This window comes from Nakamurella sp., assembly GCF_048594475.1.
Classification (GTDB): domain Bacteria; phylum Actinomycetota; class Actinomycetes; order Mycobacteriales; family Nakamurellaceae; genus Nakamurella.
In genome coordinates this window covers 1-21,683 of record NZ_JBMDXT010000415.1, presented here as the reverse complement: position 1 = coordinate 21,683, position 21,683 = coordinate 1, and the positions used below count along the sequence as shown (strand labels likewise).

15 protein-coding genes are annotated in these 21,683 nt (G+C 73.1%); all 15 read left to right on the top strand.

Annotated elements, in window-relative coordinates; all coding sequences use genetic code 11:
* Window positions 1–2,724 (top strand): AAA family ATPase (locus ACOJUF_RS18965; protein ID WP_420123377.1); only part of this gene is annotated, 2,724 nt, incomplete at its 5' end.
* Window positions 2,725–2,898: 174 nt separating this feature from the next.
* Window positions 2,899–3,609, top strand: coding sequence for a hypothetical protein (locus tag ACOJUF_RS18960; RefSeq protein ID WP_420123376.1), 711 nt, complete (start codon window positions 2,899–2,901; stop codon window positions 3,607–3,609).
* Between the two features lie 222 nt (window positions 3,610–3,831).
* On the top strand, window positions 3,832–4,488 hold the full coding sequence (locus ACOJUF_RS18955) for a LuxR C-terminal-related transcriptional regulator (RefSeq protein ID WP_420123375.1): 657 nt from the start codon (window positions 3,832–3,834) through the stop codon (window positions 4,486–4,488).
* A 130-nt stretch (window positions 4,489–4,618) separates the two neighbouring features.
* Window positions 4,619–5,620 (top strand): DUF4255 domain-containing protein, encoded by a 1,002-nt coding sequence (locus ACOJUF_RS18950; RefSeq protein ID WP_420123374.1) that lies wholly within the window; start codon window positions 4,619–4,621, stop codon window positions 5,618–5,620.
* On the top strand, window positions 5,617–7,713 hold the full coding sequence (locus ACOJUF_RS18945; protein WP_420123373.1) for an ATP-binding protein: 2,097 nt from the start codon (window positions 5,617–5,619) through the stop codon (window positions 7,711–7,713). The genes ACOJUF_RS18950 and ACOJUF_RS18945 overlap by 4 nt, the downstream gene beginning before the upstream one ends.
* Before the next feature lie 67 nt (window positions 7,714–7,780).
* Complete coding sequence (locus ACOJUF_RS18940; RefSeq protein ID WP_420123372.1) at window positions 7,781–8,149, top strand: group I truncated hemoglobin; 369 nt, start codon at window positions 7,781–7,783, stop codon at window positions 8,147–8,149.
* Between the two features lie 91 nt (window positions 8,150–8,240).
* Window positions 8,241–11,105: a hypothetical protein gene (locus ACOJUF_RS18935; RefSeq protein WP_420123371.1), complete on the top strand. Its 2,865-nt coding sequence runs from the start codon at window positions 8,241–8,243 to the stop codon at window positions 11,103–11,105.
* 144 nt (window positions 11,106–11,249) lie between these two features.
* On the top strand, window positions 11,250–12,044 hold the full coding sequence (locus tag ACOJUF_RS18930) for a DUF4157 domain-containing protein (RefSeq protein WP_420123370.1): 795 nt from the start codon (window positions 11,250–11,252) through the stop codon (window positions 12,042–12,044).
* A 185-nt stretch (window positions 12,045–12,229) separates the two neighbouring features.
* Window positions 12,230–16,012, top strand: a complete 3,783-nt coding sequence (locus tag ACOJUF_RS18925; protein WP_420123369.1) for a phage tail protein — start codon at window positions 12,230–12,232, stop codon at window positions 16,010–16,012.
* Between the two features lie 86 nt (window positions 16,013–16,098).
* On the top strand, window positions 16,099–16,632 hold the full coding sequence (locus ACOJUF_RS18920; RefSeq protein WP_420123368.1) for a hypothetical protein: 534 nt from the start codon (window positions 16,099–16,101) through the stop codon (window positions 16,630–16,632).
* Between the two features lie 181 nt (window positions 16,633–16,813).
* Complete coding sequence (locus ACOJUF_RS18915) at window positions 16,814–18,205, top strand: DUF222 domain-containing protein (RefSeq protein WP_420123367.1); 1,392 nt, start codon at window positions 16,814–16,816, stop codon at window positions 18,203–18,205.
* A 36-nt stretch (window positions 18,206–18,241) separates the two neighbouring features.
* Window positions 18,242–18,961: a class I SAM-dependent methyltransferase gene (locus tag ACOJUF_RS18910; RefSeq protein WP_420123366.1), complete on the top strand. Its 720-nt coding sequence runs from the start codon at window positions 18,242–18,244 to the stop codon at window positions 18,959–18,961.
* 140 nt (window positions 18,962–19,101) lie between these two features.
* Window positions 19,102–20,652 (top strand): phage tail sheath family protein, encoded by a 1,551-nt coding sequence (locus tag ACOJUF_RS18905; protein ID WP_420123365.1) that lies wholly within the window; start codon window positions 19,102–19,104, stop codon window positions 20,650–20,652.
* 29 nt (window positions 20,653–20,681) lie between these two features.
* Window positions 20,682–21,125: a phage tail protein gene (locus tag ACOJUF_RS18900; protein WP_420123364.1), complete on the top strand. Its 444-nt coding sequence runs from the start codon at window positions 20,682–20,684 to the stop codon at window positions 21,123–21,125.
* On the top strand, window positions 21,125–21,601 hold the full coding sequence (locus ACOJUF_RS18895; RefSeq protein ID WP_420123363.1) for a hypothetical protein: 477 nt from the start codon (window positions 21,125–21,127) through the stop codon (window positions 21,599–21,601). Before ACOJUF_RS18900 ends, ACOJUF_RS18895 begins: the two co-directional genes overlap by 1 nt.
* Window positions 21,602–21,683 lie beyond the last annotated feature (82 nt).

Genomic DNA, 21,683 nt, shown 5'->3' with positions numbered 1-21,683 from the left:
GCCGAGTCCCGCCGCGATCCCGACGAGCTGGAGGCCAGGGCCGAGCGGGCCGAGGCCGAGCACGAGGCCCTGGTGGAGGCGGTCGATGCGGCCGCCGAGCAGCTGGCGGAGGCCTCCGAGGAACGCACCGCGCGCGAACAGGCGCTGCGGGCCGCCGACCACGAGCTGGCCGCCGCGACCCGGCTCATCGCCGACCGCCGGGAGGGCCTGGCCAAGCTGTCCGGGCAGGTGCACGCGGCGCGGTCGCGGCTGTCCGCCGGCACCGACGAGGTGCAGCGGCTCTCCGCCGCCGTCACCGAGGCCCGGGACCGGGCCGCCGCCGCGCAGGCCGAGTTCGCCCGCGCCCAGGGCACGGTCGGCGATCTGGACTCCTCCGAGGTCGGCCTGGACGAGGCGCACGAGCAGGCGACCGAGGAGCTGGAGCTGGCCCGCACGGCCGCGGCCGAGCTGACCGACGAGCTGCGGACCGCGCAGAGCGCGGCGTCCGCGCTGCGGGCCCGGGTCGACGCGCTCGCGCTGGGCCTGGACCGGCGTGACGGCACCGCCGATCTGCTGGCCGCCGGGGCCGGGGTGCCCGGACTGGTCGGCGGGGTCGCCGACGCGATCACCGTCACCCCCGGCTTCGAGACCGCGGTGGCCGCCGCGCTCGGCGCGATCGCCGACGCCGTCGCGGTGAGGTCAGTGCCCGACGCGGTGCAGGCGCTGGAGCTGCTCCGCCGCAAGGACAGCGGCCGGGCCGGCCTGCTGATCCAGGCCGCGCGCAGCCGGCCCGACCGGCGATCCTGGCCCGAGCTGCCGGCCGGTGCGCGGTGGGCCGTGGACCTGGTCCGCGCGCCGGAGGCGATGCTGCCGGCGCTGGAGCGGACCCTGGAACGGGTCGCCGTGGTCGCCGATCCGGCCGCGGCCGTCGCCCTCATCGGCGAGCTGCCCGACGTGCGGTGCGTGACCGCGGACGGCGACGTGATCGGGCCCGACTGGGCGCACGGTGGCAGTGCCGGCGGCCAGACCCTGCTGGAGATCCAGGCGACCCGGGACCAGGCCGCGGCCGAGTTGGACGCGGCGCAGACCCGCATCGCCGAGCTGGAGACCGCGCGGGCCGCCGCCACGGCCCGCGGCGCCGCGGCCGACGCCGCGGCGGCGGCCGCGCTCGCGGCGTTGAACGAGTCCGACGCCCACATGTCGGCCGTGGCCGAGGAACTGGGGCGCTTCGGCTCCGCGGCCCGGGCCGCGGCCGCCGAGGCGAGCCGGCTCGAGGAGCGCCGGCAGGCCGCCGAGGCCGCCCGCGAACAGCACCGGCAGGCCGTCGACGAGCTGGCCGCCCGGCTGGCGGCGGCGGAGTCGGAGGAGGCGCCGGTCGAGGTGGACACCTCGCTGCGCGACGAGCTGGCCGACGCCGCCGACGAGGCGCGGCAGCGCGAGGTCGAGGCCCGGTTGGTGCACCGCTCCGCCCAGGAGCGGGCGGCCAACGCGGCCGGGGCCGGCGAGTCGCTGCGCCGGGCGGCGGCGGCCGAACGCGACCAGCGCCGCCGCATCGCCGCCGCCAACGAACGGCGGGTCGCCCAGGCCGCCGTCGCCACCCGGGTCGCCGAGCTGGGGGAGCGGGTCGCGGCCCGGCTGGCCGTCTCGCTGGCCGAGGCGGCCGCGGAGAAGGACACCTGCGCGCAGCGCCGCGCCGAGGTCGACGCCGTCCTGCACGAGGCCCGGGCCCGGGCCGCCGAGCTGCAGGGGCAGTGGGACAAGCTGACCAGCGCGGTGCACTCGGGCGAGGTGCTGCGGGCCCAGCAGACGATGCTCGCCCAGCAGCTGTCCGACCGCGCGGTCGAGGAGTTCGCGATCCCGGCCGAGGACCTCATCGCCGGCTACGGGCCGGCCGTGCCGGTCCCGCCGAACCCGCAGGAGATGGCCGAGTACGAGGCGGCCAAGGAACGCGGCGAGGAGGTCGCCGCGCCGCCCTCGATGCCCTACGACCGGCCGACCCAGGAGCGCCGGTTGCGCCGGGCCGAGAAGGACCTGACCGCGCTCGGCAAGGTCAATCCCCTCGCCCTGGAGGAGTACGCCGGGCTGGAGGAGCGGCACAAGTTCCTGTCCACCCAGCTGGAGGACCTCAAGTCCACCCGCAAGGACCTGCTCCAGGTGATCAAGGACGTCGACGAGAAGATCCTGGAGCTGTTCGAGGCGGCGTACTGGGACGTCGAACGGGAGTTCAAGATCGTCTTCTCCACCCTGTTCCCGGGCGGCGACGGCGAGCTGGTGCTGACCGACCCGTCGGACATGCTGGCCACCGGTATCGAGGTCAACGCCCGGCCGCCGGGCAAGAAGGTGAAGCGGCTGAGCCTGCTCTCCGGTGGGGAGCGGTCGCTCACCGCGGTCGCCCTGCTGGTGGCCATCTTCCGGGCCCGGCCCAGCCCGTTCTACGTGATGGACGAGGTGGAGGCGGCGCTGGACGAGGTCAACCTGACCCGGCTGGTGTCGCTGATGGCCGAGCTGCGGGAGTCCTCGCAGCTGATCGTCATCACCCACCAGAAGTTCACCATGGAATCGGCCGACGCCCTGTACGGCGTCTCGATGCGCGGCGACGGGATCTCGCAGGTGATCAGCCAGCGGATCCGGGACCGGCCCGCAGCGGTGACCGCGTCGACCTCGGTGGCCGGTGACGCTGCGAGTGACGCCGCCGGGGACGGTGCCGACGTGGCGGATGACGGGGAGCTGGTGGGCGCGAGCTGATCCGCTCGCGTCCGGCTCGATTCGTGATCCAGGTCACATCCGGCGGCCCAGACGTCTCGAAACCAGGTGGAAGCGCTCCTGCTGAGCGTTCGACCGCACGCCCGGCGTTGCGGCGAAAAACCTTTCCATTCCGGTGATCCCGCCTGCGGGACGTCTCTTTGAGGTGCCTTGAGCATGAAGCTGCGCAACTACCTGAAGCAGAGCCTGGCCGCCGCCGCGCTCGTGTCCACCGCGGCGTTCACCGTCGCCTGTTCGTCGGCGACCGCCGGTACGCCGTCCGCCGGGGGCACGGTGGCCGCCACCTCCGCCAGTTCGGCCCCCTCGTCCTCCTCGTCCTCCTCGTCGTCGAGTTCGTCCAGCAGCCCCTCCCGGCCGGCCGATCCGTCCACCACCGCCGGCGACCGGACGGTCACCGTCGTCGAGCCGGCCTCGCTCGACGCGACCACCCAGGCCTGGCTGGAGACCAGCTGCACCGATCTGGGCGTCCTGCTGGGCTCGCTGTTCGCGGTGCCCACGGTCGACGACACGGCCACCGACGCCGAGTACCGCGACGCGTACGTCACCTACTACGGCGATCTGACCGACACGCTGCTGGGCATGACCGATCGGCTGAACGCGCTGGACGCGCCCACGGTCGCCGGGGGACAGGATCTGCACGACGGCTACCTGGCCTACCTGAACGACCTGTCCTCGATCACTCTGGGCGCCGCGGTCATCATCCAGCAGGCCCCGGACCGCGCGTCGGTCGACGCCGCGGTCGAGCAGGTCAACGCCGAGATCGAGCAACTGGGCCAGAGCGACTACGGGCTCGCCGATTTCCAGGGGGCGGAGCTGCAGGAGCTGATGGCCCAGGTGCCGGCCTGCGCCGACCTCGTCACCACCTGAACCGCATCCCCCGCACGACCCGAACGGGCAGCCGAGCGGCTGCCCGTTCGGCGTTGAGCGGCCCGTTGAGCCGTGTTGAGGGGCGTTGAGCGGCGGAACGGCGGGGCGGACCGGCCCGGAAAACCGGACAAAGCACGTTGAGCGGGCGTTGAGCACCGTCCGCCACCATGCCCCATGAGGCAGGTGGGGGTGCACCACCGCCCAGTCGTCGGGAGGAACACGATGCAGTCGTCCGGATCGTCCACGGGCCAGGCCGCCGGCCCGGTCGCGACGTACGTCTACGCCAGCGACCCGATCTCCCAGGCGGGCGTGATCAGCCAGTTGCGCCTGCGCCCGGAGATCCGGGTGGTCGACGCCGAGCATCTCGGCGAGGCCGCGGTCGCGGTGGTGGTGGCGGACGGGATCAACGACGAGGTGCTGCGGGTGCTGCGGGCCCTGCAACGCGGCTCGGTGCCCCGGACGGTCCTGGTGGCCCGGGTGATCGACGACGCGACGCTGGTCGCCGCGGCCGAGGCCGGGGTCGGCGGGTTGTTGCGCCGCGGCGACGCCGGGCCGGACGCGCTGGCCCGGGCGATCCTGCGGGTCGCCGCGGGCGAGGGCGAGGTGCCGCCGGATCTGCTCGGCCGGCTGCTGGGTCAGGTGGGCCGGCTGCAGCGCCAGGTGCTCGCCCCGCGCGGCCTGGCCTTCACCGGGCTGTCCGAGCGGGAGGCCGAGGTGCTCAAGCTCGTGGCCAACGGGCACGACACGGCGGAGATCGCCGGCCGGTTGTCGTACAGCCAGCGGACGGTCAAGAACATCCTGCACGACGTGACCACCCGGCTCCAGCTGCGAAACCGGTCGCACGCGGTGGCCTACGCCGTCCGCGAGGGCCTGATCTGATGACCGCCCGGCCCCGGACCGGCCGGCGCCGGTCGCCGCGCGCGGGCTGCCCGTTCGGGCACCCAACGGTGCCCGGCAGGCTGGCCCGAGCACCGTTCACCCGGGCCGCGGGCCGCGGCACAGTGGTCCGGTGATCCCCGAGGTCGACGTCGCGCTGCGCTCGCTCATCGAGCGGGAGGCGATCGCGGGCACCGAGGTCGAGGTGCTGTTCGACGCACCGACCAAGGACTGGGCGGGCCGGCGCAACGTCCCCACGATCGACGTCTACCTCTACGACATCCGCGAGGACCTGCGGCGCCGCGAACGCGGCCTGATCAACGAGTACGACGACCGGGACCGGGTCCGCGCGCGGCACCTGCCGCCCCGCCACTTCAAGCTCTCCTACCTGGTCACCGCGTGGACGCAGCGACCGGAGGACGAGCACCGGCTGCTCGCGGCGCTGCTGTCCTGCTTCCTGCGGCACGACGCGTTGCCCACCGAGTTCCTCACCGGCCCGCTGGCCGAGATGGGCCTGCCGGTGCCGGTCACTGTCGCCCTGCCGCCGCCCGAGGACCGGTCGTTCGCGGACGTCTGGTCGGCGTTGGGCGGTGAGCTCAAGCCGTCGCTGGACGTCGTGGTGAGCGCGCCGACCGACACCGGGCAGCAGTACCACGCCGGACCGCCGGTGGTGCAGCCGCCGACGATCGCGCTCGGCGGGCTCGGCGGTGCCGGTGCCGGTGCCGGCGGGTCCGGTGGCCCGGCCTGGCCGCCGCGGGAGGACCGCCAGCAGCTGCGACCGCTGGCCGTCGGACCGGACGACGAGCCGCCCGTCCCGGGCGGGGACGGCGCGGACGGCGCGGACGGCGCCGGCTCGACCGCCCGATCGACAGCCCGAACCGCGCGGTCGCGATCGGGCGGGACGGGAGCGACCGGGGGCACCCTGACCACCGCGATGGTGCGCGGGCTGTCCTGGCAGCAGCTGGCCGACAGCGGCCGGCGCACCGGAACGGCGGCCGGCGACACCACCGGGCCGGCCTCCGAAACCGCCACCGAACCCGCCGCCCACGCCGACGCCACCGAACCCGACGCCACCGAACCGGACGCCCCCCGCAAGCCGCGCCGTCGCCGGTCCAGCGGCCTGGACCAGCGGTGACCGACGCGGCCGGGCTGACCTACCTGCTGCGCCGGATCGGGTTGGTCGAGGACCGGATCCGCGCGCTGGTGCTGCACCGGCGGGCCGACGACCCCGCCCCGGACGATCCGTTCCGCGGCCTGTACGTCACCGACGAGGTGGTCGACCAGCTGCTGGCGCCGGCCGGCCCGGCGCCCGGCCCCGACCGGACGGCCCGGGCCGGGATCGAGGCCGAGGCCGACGCGGCGGTCGCCGCCGGCCACGAACTGCGGCAGCGCCGGCTGGCCACGGACGCCGGGCTCACCGAGCTGGACACCGAGATCCTCGTGGTGGCGCTGGTTCCCGACCTGGACAGCCGGTTCGAGCGGCTCTACGGGTACCTCAACGACGACGTCACCCGGCGCCGCGCGACCATCGCGCTGGCGCTGGCCCTGGCCGACGTCCCGCCGGCGTCGGCTGCGGCCCGGGCCCGGCTGATGCCGGGGGCGCCGCTGATCGACCGGTCCCTGGTCGTGCTGGACGACGTCGACCGCCCCTTCCTCACCCGGGCGTTGCGCGTCCCGGACCGGGTGGCGGCGCACCTGCTCGGGGATGACGGTCCGGACCCGACCCTGGTCGGCGTGCTGACCGACCCGGTCCCGTTCGCCGGGGAGCGCTCGGGTCAGCTGGCCCGGGCGCTGCAGGCCGGCCACCGGCTCTGCTACGTGCGAGAGACCGGCGCCGGCCTCGGCGCTTCGGTGGCGGCCGCGGCCCTGCAGGCCGCGGGCCGGCCGGTGCTCGGCGTCGACCTGACCCGGCTGGCCCAGGCCGCCCACCCGCGGGAGGCGGTGACGGTGCTCGGCCGCGAGGCCCTGCTGCGCGGTGCGGGGGTGGTGGCCGGGCCGGTCGAGTCGCTGGTCGAACAGCCCGAGGCGCTGCGGATGCTGACCGACCTGCCGGGCCCGGTGGCGGTCGTCGGCCGGGTCACCTGGGATCCGGCCTGGACCGACCGGGTCCCGCTGGTCGTCGACGCCGGCACCCTCACCCCGACCGACCGGATCGAGCTGTGGGCGGCCCACCTGCCCGGCTCGGCCGGCGGGACGCCGGGCCCGGACCCGATCGACCTCGCCGCGGTCCCGGCGCATTTCGTGCTCGGGCCGCACCAGGTCGCCCGCGCGGTGGCGGCCGCCGCGGCCGGCGCGGCCCTGACCGGGGGTGGCCTCACCGCCGAGCACCTGCGCCGAGGGGCCCGCGCGCAGAACGCCGCCGGCCTGGAGCGGCTGGCCCGGCGGGTCGAGCCGGCGGTCGGCTGGGACGACATCGTGCTGCCCGACCAGGCCCGGGGACTGCTCCGGGATCTGGCCGCGCGGGCCCGCAACCGGGACCGGGTGCTCGTGGAGTGGCGGATGCGGCAGGGCGGCGGCCGCGGCCGCGGGGTGACCGCGCTGTTCGCCGGCGACTCGGGCACCGGCAAGACGATGTCCGCCGAGGTCATCGCGGGCGAGCTGGGCCTGGACCTGTACACGGTCAACCTGGCCACCGTGGTCGACAAGTACGTGGGCGAGACCGAGAAGAACCTCGAGCGCATCTTCAGCGAGGCCGGCGGGGTCAACGCGGTCCTGCTCTTCGACGAGGCGGACGCCATCTTCGGCAAGCGCAGCGAGGTGCGCGACGCGCACGACCGGTACGCCAACATCGAGAGCGCCTACCTGCTGCAGCGGATGGAGACGTTCGACGGTCTGGCCATCCTGTCCACCAACCTGCGCTCCAACATCGACGACGCCTTCACCCGCCGGCTGGACATGATCATCGATTTCCCGGCGCCGGACGAGCGGTCCCGCCTGTCGATCTGGCAGCGCTGCCTGCGCCCGCCGGTGCCCGTCACCGACGATCTCGACCTGGACTTCTGCGCCCGCGCCTTCACCATGTCCGGCGGCAACATCCGGTCGGCGGCCACCACCGCCGGCTACCTCGCCGCGGGGGCCGGCGGGGCGATCGGCATGCCGGAGCTGATCGCGGCGATCGCCGCGGAGTACCGGAAGATGGGCCGGCTGGTGCTGGAGCGCGAGTTCGGCCCCTACCTGATCAAGCCGGGTGCCGCCGCCGGGGGCGGAAAGCCCGCCCCGGTCCGGTGATGCCGACCTCAACCCAGAGTGCCGGTCGCGATACGTCACGTGACCGTTCTGGCCCTATGGTGGAGGAGTGTCGGATTCGGTCGAGGGTGCGTACCAGGCGCTGGGCGCCCACCCGGGGATCCGGCGGGCGGTCGAGCAGTTCTACGACCGGATCGCCGCCGACACCGCGCTCACCCCGTTCTTCGTCGGGGCCGATCTGGACCGGCTCCGCACCCATCAGGTGGAACTGCTGGCCGCGGCGGTCGGCGGGCCCAGCCGGTACAGCGGCCGGGAGATGGCCAGGGCCCATCACGGCCTGCGCATCACCGATGCCGCGTTCGACCGGGTGCTGGGCCATCTCAACGCCGCGCTGGTCGACGCCGGGGCCGACGAGCGGACGATCCGTCAGGTTCTGCGGACCCTGTCCCAGATGCGGTTGGACATCGTCGAGGACTGATCGGCGAGTGTCCGGATCTGCGTCATGATCTCTCCTGACTCGTGTGCGGTCGAGGCAGGGCGCGACGGACGGCCACCGGCGTGGAGGGGCGATGGACGACATCATTTGCCAGCAGTGCGGGACCCGGAACGAGGCGGGGACCCAGTTCTGCGTCGAGTGCCAGTCCTACCTCTCGTGGGGCGAGACCCGGGAGGTCGACCTGACCTCGCTGCCGGGCACGCCCGGGGGTGCGGACCCGGAGCCGGATGTGGACGCGAGCGCCCCGTCCACGGCTCCGCTCGATCCGGGCCCGGCGGATCCGGACCCGCGGGAGCCGGCGGTCGCCGAACCCGTCGCGGCGCCGGCGGTCGCCGGGACCGTGGCCGGGGCCGGCGCTGAGGCCGCCGGCGATCCCGTCCCGCGGGCCGTTCCCACCGACCGGCCGGCCACCCGGCCGCAGCCCGCCACCCGGCCGCAGCCCGCGACCCGGCCGCAGCCGGCGACCGAACCGGTCCGGGCCGTACTGGAGCCCACCGCCGTCCAGGTGGTGCCGGGTGGCGACGCCGAGACCCTCCAGGTGCAGGTCTACAACCTGTCGCCGATCGTCGACGCCTACCGGATCTGGGCTCCTGAGGCCCCCGACTGGCTGACCGCGTCCGAGCAGGAGGTGCGGCTGCTGCCCGGGAGCAACGACCGGACCGCGATCACCCTGCGCATCGCCGGCGGCCGGCTGGTGCCGGCCGGGGTCAGCACGCTGGTCGTGCGGGTGCAATCGGTGGCCCACCCCGAGATCACGGTGGATCAGCCGGTCGAGCTGACGGTGCCGGGCGTCGAGGTGCCGCTGGTGCTGCGGCTGGAGCCCAGCGTGGTGCGGGTGCGGGACGACGCCGCCGGTGAGCTGCAGGCCGTCATCGACAACGGCATCGGCAACCAGGCCCGCCGGGTCACGCTGAGCGGCCGCGATCCCGAGGGGGTCGTGCGGTTCACCTTCACCCCGCCGGTGCTGGACGTGCCGGCCGGTGAATCCGCGGCGGCCGCCGTCCGGCTCACCGCACCGACCCCGGAGGCCGGCCAGACCGCCACCCGGTCACTGACGATCGCGGCCGTCGACGGCGAGGAGCAGGTCACCGCCACCGCGACACTGCTGCAGACCGCGACGGAGGAGGCCCCGCTGGCGCTGCGGGTGGAGCCGACGCTGGTCCGCGTGCGCGACAGCGAGAGCGGCCGGCTGGACGTCGTCCTGGACAACCGCGGCGGCCGGCGCACCCGGCGGGTGTTCCTGGGCGGCCGCGACCCGGAGCGCATCGTGCACTTCTCGTTCTCCCCGCCCTCGCTGGACGTGCTGGCGGGGGAGACGGGCACCGCGCGGCTGCGGATCCAGGCCCCGGCGCCGGCCGCCGGGCAGGAGGTGTCCCGCTCGTTCACCGTGCTGGCCACCTCGCCGGGGGCCTCCGACCTGGAGGTGCCGGCCACCTTCGTGCAGGCGACATCGGCGGCGCCGGTGGACGTCCCGCTGACGGTCCGGATGGACCCGAGCGTGGTCCGGGTCCGCGACGCGGCCGTCGCGCAGTTCGAGGTGCTGGTCGACAACCGCGCCGGGCACCGGCCCCGGCGGGTCTTCCTGTCCGGCCGGGACCCGGAGCGGGCCGTCCGGTTCACCTTCTTCCCGCCCTCCCTGGACGTGCTGGCCGGTGAGATCGGCCGGGCGCGGGTGCGGATCGAGGCCCCGCCGCCGGAGTTCGGGCAGGAGGCGACCCGGCAGATCACGGTGGTCGCCGCCGAAGGGGGCGGCCGGGACGCCCCGCCCCGCGAGGTGGAGGCCTCGGGTTCGTTCGTCCAGGTCACCTCGCCCAAGCCGGTCGAGGTTCCGGTCGCGGTCCGCCTGGAACCGAGCGTCATCCGGGTCCGGGACGCGCCGAACGGGCAGTTCCAGGTGGTGGTCGACAACCGGCGCGGCACCCGGCCGCGCCGGGTGACCCTGTCCGGGGCCGACCCGGAGCAGGCGATCGGGTTCTCCTTCTGGCCGGCCGTGGTCGAGGTGGGGCCCGGGCAGGTGGCCCGCGCCCAGGTGCGGATCGACGCCTACCCGCCCGAACCGGGCCGGGACGCGACCCGCCCGTTCACCGTCATCGCCTCGACCGCGGGTGCGGACGGCAGCACCGAGCAGGAGGTCGAGGGCACCTTCACCCAGGCGACGTCACCGCCTCCGCCCGACGAGCCGATGACGATCCGGCTGGAACCCAGCGTGCTGCGGACCCGGGACCGGCGCAGCGCCGCGGCCACCGTGATCGCCGACAACCGCGGCGGGTCCCGGCCGCGGCGGGTGCAGTTCCGCGGGCACGACCCGGAGCGCGTCGTGCGGTTCTCGTTCGACCCGCCGGTGATCGATCTCGCGCCCGGGCAGAGCGGGGCGGTCCGGGTCGACATCTCCGCGCCCCGACCCGACGGCGGCGAGGAGGTCACCCGGCCGTTCACGGTGGCCGCCACCGACGGGGCCAAGGAGACCGAGGCGACCGGCAGCTTCGTCCAGGAGTCGATGGACTGGCGCCCGGTCTGGCGGGTGCTCCTGACCCTGCTCGGCGCGGCCCTGATGATCGTCGGCGTGTTCGTGCCGTGGAGCGCCGGGCCGGTGTTGCGGGGCGTCGATTTCACCGGGGCGGAAATCGACCGTCTGTCCGAGCAGCTCGACCTGGCCCAGTTCGGGGATGCGGTCGAGCAGGTGGTCGCCCAGCCGCTGCTCACCGGGGGTGCGCTGATCATCGTCGCCGCGATCGTCGCCGCCATCGGCGTGTTCGGGCCCAAGGGCCGGCTGACCCGGTGGGCGGCCGCGGCCGGGGCCGCCCTGACCGCCGCCTTCCTGATCTCCGTCGCGATCAACCTGGTGGCGGTCGCCCGGATCGACGTCGGCGCGTTCATCGTGCTCGCCGGCTGCGCGCTCGCGTTCGTCGGCGGCTACCTGGCGCCGCAGCGGGGCTGATCGGGGTGGCGGCTGCCCGATCGGGCAGCCGGGCCGTCCCCTTGGGTCGTCCGGATAACCCCTGTGCGGCGGCGTCCGGCGGTGGGACGATCGACGGGTCGGCGGCGCCCGGAACGACTCACCGGGCCGCGGGAGGGACCAGTCATGCGAACCCACGACCACGACACCGAGGACACCACGCTGCGGCCCAAGTCGGCCCGCATCGATGCCCAGCCCCCGGCCCACCTGCTCCGCGCGGCATCCGCCGGGCGGAGCGACGTCCTCGACGGGGCCGGGATTCTCGGCCTGCAGCGGGCGGTCGGCAACGCCGGCGTCGGGGCCCTGCTGGACCAGGAGCCCGCGGAGCAGCGCTCGCCGGTGCACGACGTGGTCGGTTCGGGCGGCGGCAGCCCCCTGCCGGCGGACGTCCGCGAGGAGATGCAGGGGCGGTTGGGCCACGACTTCTCCGACGTCCGCGTGCACACCGACTCCGCCGCGCACGACTCCGCGAAGTCGGTCAACGCGCACGCCTACACCGTCGGATCCAACGTGGTCTTCCAACGCGACAAGTACGACCCGGCGTCACATGCCGGCAAGACGATGCTGGCGCACGAGCTGACCCACGTGATCCAGCAGCGCAGTGGCCCGGTCGACGGCACCGATTCCGGTGGCGGGATCAAGGTCAGTGACCCGTCGGACCGCTTCGAGCGGGAGGCGTCGGCGAACGCGGACCGGGCGATGGCCGCGCCGGCCCCCGCGGCCACCGCCCAGCAGGCGACCGGTGGGGGGTCCGCCGTCCAGCGGCACGAGGACGAGGAGTCGGTGCAGGGCGCGTTCGTGCAGCGCCACGCCGACGGGGACGTCCAGCGGGAGGAGGCGCCCGAGGAGGAGGAGGCCACCGCCCAGGGTTCGTTCGTCCAGCGGGAGGCGCAGGAGGACGAAGCCGCCGAGGAGGAGTGACCGACTGACCGACCCGCGCGGAGGGGGTGCCGGTGTCCGCTGCCGCGGATCGCGTCGGCCCGGAACCGGAGCCCGCCGGGCGGCGGCGTCCGGATGACCGCGCCCTGGCTCCGTCGGTCGGTATCTCCGTCGGTCCGGCCGTCGAGCCGGCCCCGTCGACACCCCGGCGCCGGCCGCCGGCGACGATGAACCCACGATCGCTCGCGCTGCTGCAACGCAGCGCAGGCAATGCGGCCGTCGCGGGGCTGGTGCGGGCGCGTCCGGGGGCCGCGGTCCCCGCGCCGGCGGCGTCCGCCGCCCCGGTCCAATCCGCCGTCACGGCCGCGGGTGCCGTTCAGCGGCTCGTCCCGGCCGGCGGCGCCGGATCCACCGCCCCGCCGGTACCGCCGCCGGCCGCCGACCCGGCGGCCGACCCGAGGTTCCGGGCGGTGACCGGGTCGGTCAGGGCGGCCGGGGTCGCGCTGCGCAAGCATCCCCCGCCGACCGCCGAGGTCGGCAAGGCGCAGGCGGCCGCCAAGGGGCCGCCGGACGACAAGGCGGGGCAGGCCAAGGCCGCGCAGGCCGACGCGATGTCGGCGGCGAAACCCGGCGGCTTCGACAAGGCGGCGTTCATCGCGGCGGTCGGCAAGGCGATCGCCGCCGCCGCGCCCAAGAACCTCGACGAGGCCGACAAGTTCGCCCAGTCGGGGAAGGCCGACGGCGTCAAGAACCAGGTGATGTCGCAGGTCACGTCCGGCCGCGACGCCTCGGTCAAGAACGTCAAGGACGAGGCCGGCCGCACCCCCGACCCCTCGGCGGGCCGGGAGAAGCCCGTGACCCCGCTGGCGCCGGAACCGGCCGCGCCCCCCCCCCGGGTGGACGGCGCGGCGGCGATGCCCGGCCCGGCGCCGGCCGAGCAGGTCACCTTCACCGGCGGCCCGGCCCAGGTGAACCAGCAGATGGCGGACGCGCAGGTCACCGAGCAGCACCTGGAGAAGTCGAACGAGCCGCAGCTGCAGGAGGCGGCGACGGCCAAGAAGGGCGCGGAGGCGCACGCCGCGGCCGCCCCGGCGGCGATCCGCGCGCACGAGTCGGCGCAGTTGGGGGCCGCGAAGGCCGACGCCGGGGCGGGGGCGTCGGCGGCCATGGCCGGGATGGTGCGGGACAAGGCCGGCGCGCTGGCCCGGGTGGCCGGAGCCAAGACCGACACGAAGGCCAAGGACGAGGTCGAGCGGGCCCGCATCTCCGGGGAGATCAACACGATCTTCGACCGGACCAAGGCCGACGTCGAGGTCATCCTCAACGGGGTCGACGGCAAGGTGACCGCCGAGTTCGACACGGGCGAGGCGGCGGCCCGCACCGCGTTCACGGCCAAGCACAAGGCCGACATGGAGAAGTACAAGGACGACCGCTATTCCGGCGTCACGGGCGCGGCCAGGTGGACCGCGGACCTGTTCACCGGGCTGCCGGCCGAGGCGAACCGGATCTACGACGCGGCCAGGGCGCTCTACGAATCGCGGATGACGGTGGTCATCTCGACGGTGGCCGACCTGATCGGCCGCGAACTGGACGCGGCCAAAGCGCGGGTGGAGAAGGGGCGCGCGCAGATCAAGGCGTTCATCGCCTCGCAGCCGGCCGCGCTGCAGAAGCTCGCCGGCGAGGCGGCCAAGGACGTCGGCGGCAAGTTCGACCAGCTCGACGCCGACGTCGACGCCAAGCAGCAGTCGTTGGTGGACGACCTGGCCGGCAAGTACACCGAGGCGCGGGGGCGGGTCGACGAGGAGATCAAGGCCGAGCAGGAGAAGAACAAGGGTCTGGTCGACAAGGCGAAGGAGGCGATCGGTGGGGCGATCGACACCATTCTCAAGCTGAAGGCGCTGTTCACCGGACTGCTGGCCAAGGCGGCGTCGGCGTTCACCAAGATCCTCGATGACCCGGTCGGGTTCATCACCAACTTCATGTCGGCGGTCAAGCAGGGCTTCCTGTCGTTCGCCGGCAACATCCTGACGCACCTGAAGAAGGGGCTGCTCGGGTGGCTGTTCGGGGCGCTCGCCTCGGCCGGGATCGAGCTGCCCGATTCGTTCGACCTCAAGGGCATTCTCAAGCTCGTCGGGTCGATCCTCGGGTTGACCTGGACCAGCATCAAGGCGCGGATCGCCAAGCTGGCGCCGTGGGCGGCGGCCGCGATCGACGTGATCGAGAGCAAGATCGAGATCTTCACCATCCTGGCCACCCAGGGCATCGGCGGCCTGTGGACCTGGATCAAGGACAAGCTCGGCGACCTGAAGTCGATGATCCTCACGCCGATCATGGACTTCGTCAAGGAGAAGATCATCACCGCCGGGATCTCCTGGGTGATCGGCCTGCTCAACCCGGCCGGGGCCCTGGTCAAGATCGTGCAGGCGCTGGTCGGGGTCGTGCAATGGATCATGGAACGTGGCGCCGCGCTGATGGACTTCGTCGGCACCGTCATCGATTCCGTCACCGACATCGCCAACGGCGGGGTCGGGGGAGTGCCGGCCAAGATCGAGGCCGCGCTGGGCAAGGCGGTCCCGCTGGTCATCGCGTTCCTGGCCAACCTGCTCGGCCTGGGCGGCATCTCGGACAAGATCAAGTCGATCCTCAAGGCCGTGCAGGCGCCGATCAACAAGGCGCTCGACGCGGTCATCAAGGGCGCGCTGAAGCTGGCCGGGCCCTTGATCAGGGGGATCAAGGGGATCGGGGCGAAGGTCAAGGCGAAGGTGCTCGGCGGGGACGACTCGCCGGCGGGGAAGCAGAAGCGGCTGGAGAAGGGACTGGCCGCCGGGGTGGGCGCGGCCAACCGCTTCGCCGGGCGGGCCGTCGGTGAGAAGCTGCTCCGGCCGGTGCTGGGCGCGGTGCGCGTCCGCTTCGGACTGTCGGTGGTCGAACCGGTCCGGCAGGGCAAGGTCTGGGGCGTACGGGCCGAGGTTCAGCGGATGGTCGCACCCACGCAGGTGCCGATCGCCGATGAACGGATCGAGGAGGTGCGCAAGCTGAGGGAAACCGCCTCCAACCGATGGACCGACGCCAAGGATGCGCTCAAGCCGGTCAGCAAGAAGATCAAGGACACCAGGAACCCGCTCGCCCCGGCCGATCTCACGGTTGCGCGCAAGGCCGAGGCGGACTTCGCCGCGGCCGAGTCGACGTTCAAGGTGGACAAGGACCGGTTCGAAGTGATCCGGAAGAAGAAGGAGGCCGCACCGACCGAGATGGATGCGCTGGCATCGGCGTTCCAGCGCGCAGCCGCGACGTTCACCGCCCTGACCCGGACCATCGAGGACGTCGCGCTGGCCGGCCGCCCGGCGGCGGAGCTGCAGGCGCAGGCGGACACGTACCGTGCACAGGCGTCGGCCGCACTCGCCAATGCCGACGCCGGCCTGGCGGACGCGTCGATCACGGCCGGTCTGGTGATCCCTTCACCCGACCAGCCGACTCCGGCCGAGCGGGTGCGGACGGCGCGGGAGGCTCTGGCCACCGCACTGGGTGCGTGCCCGGAGAAGGTCACGACTCCGGCGCAGTTGCGGCCCTATCAGGACCTGACCCCCCTGATCAGTTCCTGCGCCAAGGTCCTCGGTGATGCCCGCAACGAGGTCAAGGCGATCAACCAGGTCCGGGTTCAGGTGGAGGCGGTCGACAACGTCTACCGGTACACGACCAACTACGGCTCGTTCGGCGACCGGACCAGCGAGGGCGCGGCCAAGCATGAAGCCAGAACCGGGGAGCAGGTGGGCCACAGCTGGCACGGCGGAAAGTGTCGCGATTACGAACGGAACCTCGACACGATCATCGACAACCTGCGGCAGCAGCGGCGGGCCCTGCCGGCCGGGGTGCACCCGATGATCGACGAGGCGATCAAGCGGGCCCAGGAACGGCGGGCCAGACTGAAGGAGGGCGCCGACACCTGGGACAACCGGTCGACGCTGTTCACCTCGATCTGGGACGAGAAGGGCCAGTTGCGGAAACGATGACCGGCGGGAGTGCAGCACCCGAGGCGCTCGGGGATCGCCTTCGAGCGGACCTGACGGGCCGTGATCCGGACCGGATCGCCGCGGCCTTGCGTCAGGCCCGGGAGCTCCTACCCGGCGAGCGGATCGATCTGCCGTTCCTCGGACCCGACCTCTGGGACGCCTTTCCCGGTCGGCCCCCGTGGGACGTCGTCCGCGACTACGTGTGGCTGGTCGCGCACTACCCGGCGTTCACGCCCGCGATGACGGCGGCCGCCCGGGTGCGGTGCTGGGTGGCGACGATCCTGCGGACCGGGGACACGGCGGCCGCGCTGCAGGTGGCGCAGTACCTGCGCGGCATGCGGCAGCCGGGTGCGGACATCGACGCGGCCTTCCGGGTGATCGCTCAGTACGTCGGTGCCGCCGCCGACTCTGGTCCCGAGTTCCAGGCGTCGGCGCTGGACCAACCGGCGCGGACCGGTGCGGCGGCCCTGGTGGGTCACCTCCTCGAGCAGGACGAATCGCATGACCGGGCCGCGCGGGCGCTTCAGGCGTGGATGGCCGATCCGAGGACGGGGCACCTCGGGCGAGAGTTGGCGCCGGGCTTTCGGTCGGACAACCCGGGCAGTGGTGGCAGCTGGTGATCCGCATTCCGGACTGACGCACCGTCAACGGTGCAGGTCAGGCCGCACTGTCGTACGTGTGTTGTACGTTACGGGCATGGCTGGATCGGGGTCTGGGAGCGGGTCGGCGGCGCTGCTGATCGACTCGCTGAAGGCTGCCGATCGGGAGCTGGCCCAGCTGCAGGCGCGCCGCGCGCACCTGATGGTCGAGTTCGCCGACTCCCGCAAGAAGGCCGACCGGCAGCGGATCGCCGACCTGGAATCGGCCGGCGCGGACCCGCGCTACAAGCCCGGAGAATTCGCTGCCACCGAGATCGGCCTCGCCGTCACCATCACCAAGCCGCACGCTCAACGGCTCGTGACCATGAGCCGTCGGCTCCAGTCGGAGACACCCGACGTCTGGGATGCCTGGATCGCCGGCGACATCAACGAAGTGAAGGCCGAAAGGATCAATCACGCGCTAATGAAATTGGTGCGGGACGAATCGAAGCGCTTGCTCAACCTGCTGGTCGTGCCGGTGGCGATCACCAGGACACCCGAGCTGCTCGGCCGCTGGTTGAACCGCTTCGTCGCGACCGCCGAATCCGACCAGGCGGATGAACGGATCCGCCGGTCGTTGGAGGATCGATACGCCTCGATCCGGCCGGACCTTGACGGCGTCAGCTTCCTCAGCGCCTGCATGTCGTCCTTGGAGGCGGTAGCGGTGGACCTGCTCCTGGAGGGGTTGGCAGGACCGCCGAACCCCTCCGACCCGCGGACGAAGGACCAGCGGCGGGCGGACGCTCTGGTCGATCTGCTGCTCGGCCGGATCGACAACGGCTGGCACGGACCCGACTGCGGGGAAGACGACATCGACCCGGCGGCGGACTCTGCGGAACCCGTTGATGCCCCGCGTGCAGGCCGGGAGTGGGACCCGGACGCGGACTGGGGCCTGCCGGCCAGCGCGTTCCGCCCGGATCCGCGTCACGAGCTTGAACCCGACCCGGCAACCGTTGAGGTGGACGGCGCAAACTTGGTGAGGACGGGGACCGTCGCGACCGCGGAGATCATCGAGGCGGCGAAGCGCGCACGGCCCACCGCGTGCCCCGGGCAGCCGCCGCCGCGGGTGACGATCGGGGTGGTCGTGTCGATCCAGTCCCTGTTCGGGTTCAGCGAATCCCCTGGCGAGCTGGCCGACCGATCGGCGCTCGTACCCGCCTCGCTGGTCCGGGAGCTGGCCGGACACGAAGGCACCCTCTTCTACCGGCTCCTGACCGACCCGGTTGGCAACCTGCTGGACGTCGCCGAGCTGGGACGGTTCCCGTCCCGGAAGCTCACCGCCGCGCTGCGGTTCCGCGACGGGGTCTGTACCAGCCCCATCTGTCACCTCGCCGCGCAGCGGTGCGATCTGGATCATGCGGTGCCCTGGCCGCAGGGGTCCACTGCTGCCGGCAATCTCGGTCCGGCCTGCCGGAACGACCACCGCGCCAAGACCCATGGCGGTTTCGGCGTCACCATGTCGGCCGACGGAACGACCTGGACGACCCCGACCGGCCACCGGTACCGAGCCACCCCCGACCCACTACCCGTCGAGGAATGGCCCGACACCGGGTAGCGCCCGGCGCCGCGGGGACCCCCGTTACGGTGGGCCATGGCCTCCGACCCCCGCCTGATCGAGCTGTACGACGACGACAACCCCGACGGCCCGGACCACGACCACGCCCGCCGGCTGGCCGAGGAGCTCGGCGCCCGCACCATCGTCGACCTGGGGTGCGGTACCGGGCAGCTCGCCGTCACCCTGGCCCGGCCGGGCCGCACCGTCGTCGCCGTCGATCCCGACGACACCGCGATCGGCCACGCCCGCCGCCGGCCCGGTGGCGACGCGGTCATCTGGACCTCCGGCGATTCGACGGTGATGGGCGACCTCGCCGCCGACCTGGTCGTGCTCACCGGCAACTCGGTCCAGCACATCGGCCAGGCGCACTGGTCGCGGACCCTGCGGGACATCGCCGGCACCCTGCGGGTCGGCGGCGTGCTGCTCTTCGACAGCCGCAACCCCGACGACCGGGCCTGGGAGCGGTGGGCGGCCCGGCCGCGGTCGACCCGGCCGACCCGGATCGGCACCCTCACCGAGTGGATCACGGTGGCTCACGAGGACCCGGACGGCACCGTCCACCTGGACTTCCACACCGTCTTCGAGGACACCGGCGAGCAGCTGACGGTGCGCCAGCCGCTGGTGTTCCGCAGCCTCGACCGGCTCACCGCCGACCTGGCCGACGCCGGCCTGTCCGTCCGGGCCACCTTCGGCGACTGGACCGGTGAGCCGTTCGGGCCCACCTCGCCACGGATCGTCGTCGAGGCGGCCCGCTGACCGGACCGCCCGCGGGCGGTCCGGCCGGTGCCCGAAAGGGCACCGAACGCTGCCCCCGCCCACGTCCGTCAGACCATCCCGCCCGCCTCTGAAACGGCGCACGATCACTGTCATCTCGTGTGTCCAACCAAGGAGGCAGCATGCCGACCTACCTCTCTCCGGGCGTGTACGTCGAAGAGGTCGATTCCGGGTCGCGTCCGATCGAAGGGGTGGGCACCGCCGTCGCCGCCTTCGTCGGCCTGGCCGAGGACGGTCCGTTCAACACGCCGACGCTGGTGGCGAACTGGACCCAGTACGTCACGAACTTCGGGGGCTTCGTCGAGGGTTCCTACCTGGCCCAGTCGGTCTACGCCTACTTCCAGAACGGCGGCGGCAACTGCTACGTCGTCCGGATCGGGCAGGAGAGCGGCGGCAACGGCGGCAACGGCGGCCGCCGGGCCATCACCGCCGGTCCGCAGGCGATGCTCGGCACCTACCGGGTGGTCGCGCTGGACAGCGGCGCCCCCGAGGGTTCGATCAGCGTCGACGTGCAGGCCGTCGAGGGGGAGGGCGGCGACGGCCTGTTCAAGCTGGTCGTCCGGCAGGGTGACCAGGTGCTGGAGGAGTACGACCGGCTCAACACCGGACGCGGCCGGGCGAACGTGGCCACCGCGGTCAACGCCGCGTCCAAGGTGATCCGGATCGAGGAGACCGCCACCGGCCAGTCGATCGAGGCGCCGGCCGCCGGGAACAGCGTCAGCCTGTTCTCCCCGCCGCCGCCGGCCGCGGTGCCCAGCCCGCGCCTGAGCTCCGACGACTCCGTCGGCGACGTCGCCGAGCGCACCGGCTTCTCCGGCCTGGAGGCCATCGACGAGATCACCATGGTCTGCGTCCCCGACCTGATGAGCGCCTACCAGCAGGGGGCGATCGACGCCGAGACGGTCAAGGCCGTCCAGCTGGCGATGATCGCGCACTGCGAGCTGATGGGCGACCGGATCGCCATCCTGGACCCGCCACCCGGGCTGAACGCCCAGCAGGTCAAGGAGTGGCGGGTCGACAAGGCCGGCTACGACTCCAAGTACGCCGCCCTGTACTGGCCCTGGGTCAAGGCGGCCGACCCCTCGACCGGCAAGAACGTCTTCATGCCGCCGTCGGGCTTCATGGCCGGCATCTGGGGCCGCAACGACGACACCCGTGGCGTGCACAAGGCTCCCGCGAACGAGGTGGTACGCGGCGCGATCTCGCTGGAGGTGCAGATCACCAAGAATGAGCACGACCTGCTCAACCCCGTCGGCATCAACTGCCTGCGCAGCTTCCCGGGTCGCGGCATCCGGGTCTGGGGCGCCCGCACCCTGTCCTCCGACCCGGCCTGGCGCTACCTGAACGTGCGCCGGCTGTTCAACTACCTGGAGGAGTCCATCCTCAACGGCACCAACTGGGTGGTGTTCGAGCCGAACGACGACGCGCTGTGGGCCAAGATCCGCCGCACCATCTCGGCGTTCCTGGTCAACGAGTGGCGCAAGGGTGCCCTGTTCGGTCTCACCCCCGACGAGGCGTTCTACGTCAAGTGCGACCGGGAGACCAACCCGGCCGAAGGGATCGACGCCGGCCAGGTCGTCTGCCAGATCGGGGTCGCCCCGGTCAAGCCGGCCGAGTTCGTGATCTTCCAGCTGTCCCAGTTCTCCGGCGGCACCAGCCTGGTCGCCGAATAACCTCCTGACGCACAAGAAAGGGAGCTGACATGGCTCTGCCAGATCTCGACAGCTCGGTCGGCCATTCCTTCGGTCTGGAGGTCGACGGCATCACCATCAAGTCCATCACCGAGGTGAGCGGGCTCAAGATGGAGCAGGACGTCATCGAGCTCAAGCAGAACGGGCCCGACGGCAAGTACATGATCAAGAAGCTGCCCGGCCGCTGGAAGTCCGGCGAGGTCACTTTGACCCGGCCGCTGACCGCCGACCAGAGCTTCGAGAAGTGGGTCAAGGACTCGCAGTTCGGGAAGATGAGCGACGTCCGCAAGGGCGGTGCGGTGATCGTCTACGACTACGAGGGCAATGCCGTCAAGCGGTACAAGCTGACGGCCGCCTGGCCCAAGAGCCTGGAGATCGGCTCGCTCAAGGCCGGTGACACCAGCGTGCTGACCGAGAAGCTGGTCGTCACCTACGAGCGGCTCGAGGTCGAGTAATGCGCCGCGGTTTCTCCGGTTCCGCCGCCGCCACCCTGGATCCCGTCCAGGGGGCGGCCGTCCCGGAGCCGGCGGGGCCGATCTCGGCCGCCCGCCCGCCGGAGCAGGGGCTGCGCACCGAGTTCAGCTTCATCCTGCCGCGCGGCTACAAGGACGCCGCCGGCACGGTGCACCGGGACGGGGTCATGCGCCTGGCCACGGCCCGGGACGAGCTGGTCCCGCTGCGGGACGACCGCGTCCGCGAGAACCCGGCCTACCTGACGGTCGTGTTGCTCGGCCGGGTGGTCACCCGGATCGGCACCATCGACGACGTGCACGCCGGCATCATCGAGAACCTGTTCGCCTCCGACCTGGCGTTCCTGCAGGACCTCTACCGCCGGATCAACCCGGAGGGCCACACCCGGGCCGGTGTGACCTGCCCGTCGTGCGAGCACCAGTTCGCCGTCGACGTCGCTGGTGGGCGCCTGGGGGAATAGAGACGTACGCGCCCGACCGGCTCTACGAGGAGGTCGCGTACATCGCCTATCACTTCCACTGGCCGCTGGACGACCTGCTCGA

Excerpts from the sequence above, each read along its gene's own strand:
- ACOJUF_RS18930 (WP_420123370.1), top strand. The coding sequence starts at position 11,250 with ATGCGAACCCACGACCACGACACCGAGGACACCACGCTGCGGCCCAAG.
- ACOJUF_RS18925 (WP_420123369.1), top strand. The coding sequence starts at position 12,230 with ATGAACCCACGATCGCTCGCGCTGCTGCAACGCAGCGCAGGCAATGCG.
- ACOJUF_RS18905 (WP_420123365.1), top strand. The coding sequence starts at position 19,102 with ATGCCGACCTACCTCTCTCCGGGCGTGTACGTCGAAGAGGTCGATTCC.
- ACOJUF_RS18910 (WP_420123366.1), top strand. The coding sequence starts at position 18,242 with ATGGCCTCCGACCCCCGCCTGATCGAGCTGTACGACGACGACAACCCC.
- ACOJUF_RS18955 (WP_420123375.1), top strand. The coding sequence starts at position 3,832 with ATGCAGTCGTCCGGATCGTCCACGGGCCAGGCCGCCGGCCCGGTCGCG.
- ACOJUF_RS18895 (WP_420123363.1), top strand. The coding sequence starts at position 21,125 with ATGCGCCGCGGTTTCTCCGGTTCCGCCGCCGCCACCCTGGATCCCGTC.
- ACOJUF_RS18960 (WP_420123376.1), top strand. The coding sequence starts at position 2,899 with ATGAAGCTGCGCAACTACCTGAAGCAGAGCCTGGCCGCCGCCGCGCTC.
- ACOJUF_RS18915 (WP_420123367.1), top strand. The coding sequence starts at position 16,814 with ATGGTCGAGTTCGCCGACTCCCGCAAGAAGGCCGACCGGCAGCGGATC.
- ACOJUF_RS18900 (WP_420123364.1), top strand. The coding sequence starts at position 20,682 with ATGGCTCTGCCAGATCTCGACAGCTCGGTCGGCCATTCCTTCGGTCTG.
- ACOJUF_RS18935 (WP_420123371.1), top strand. The coding sequence starts at position 8,241 with ATGGACGACATCATTTGCCAGCAGTGCGGGACCCGGAACGAGGCGGGG.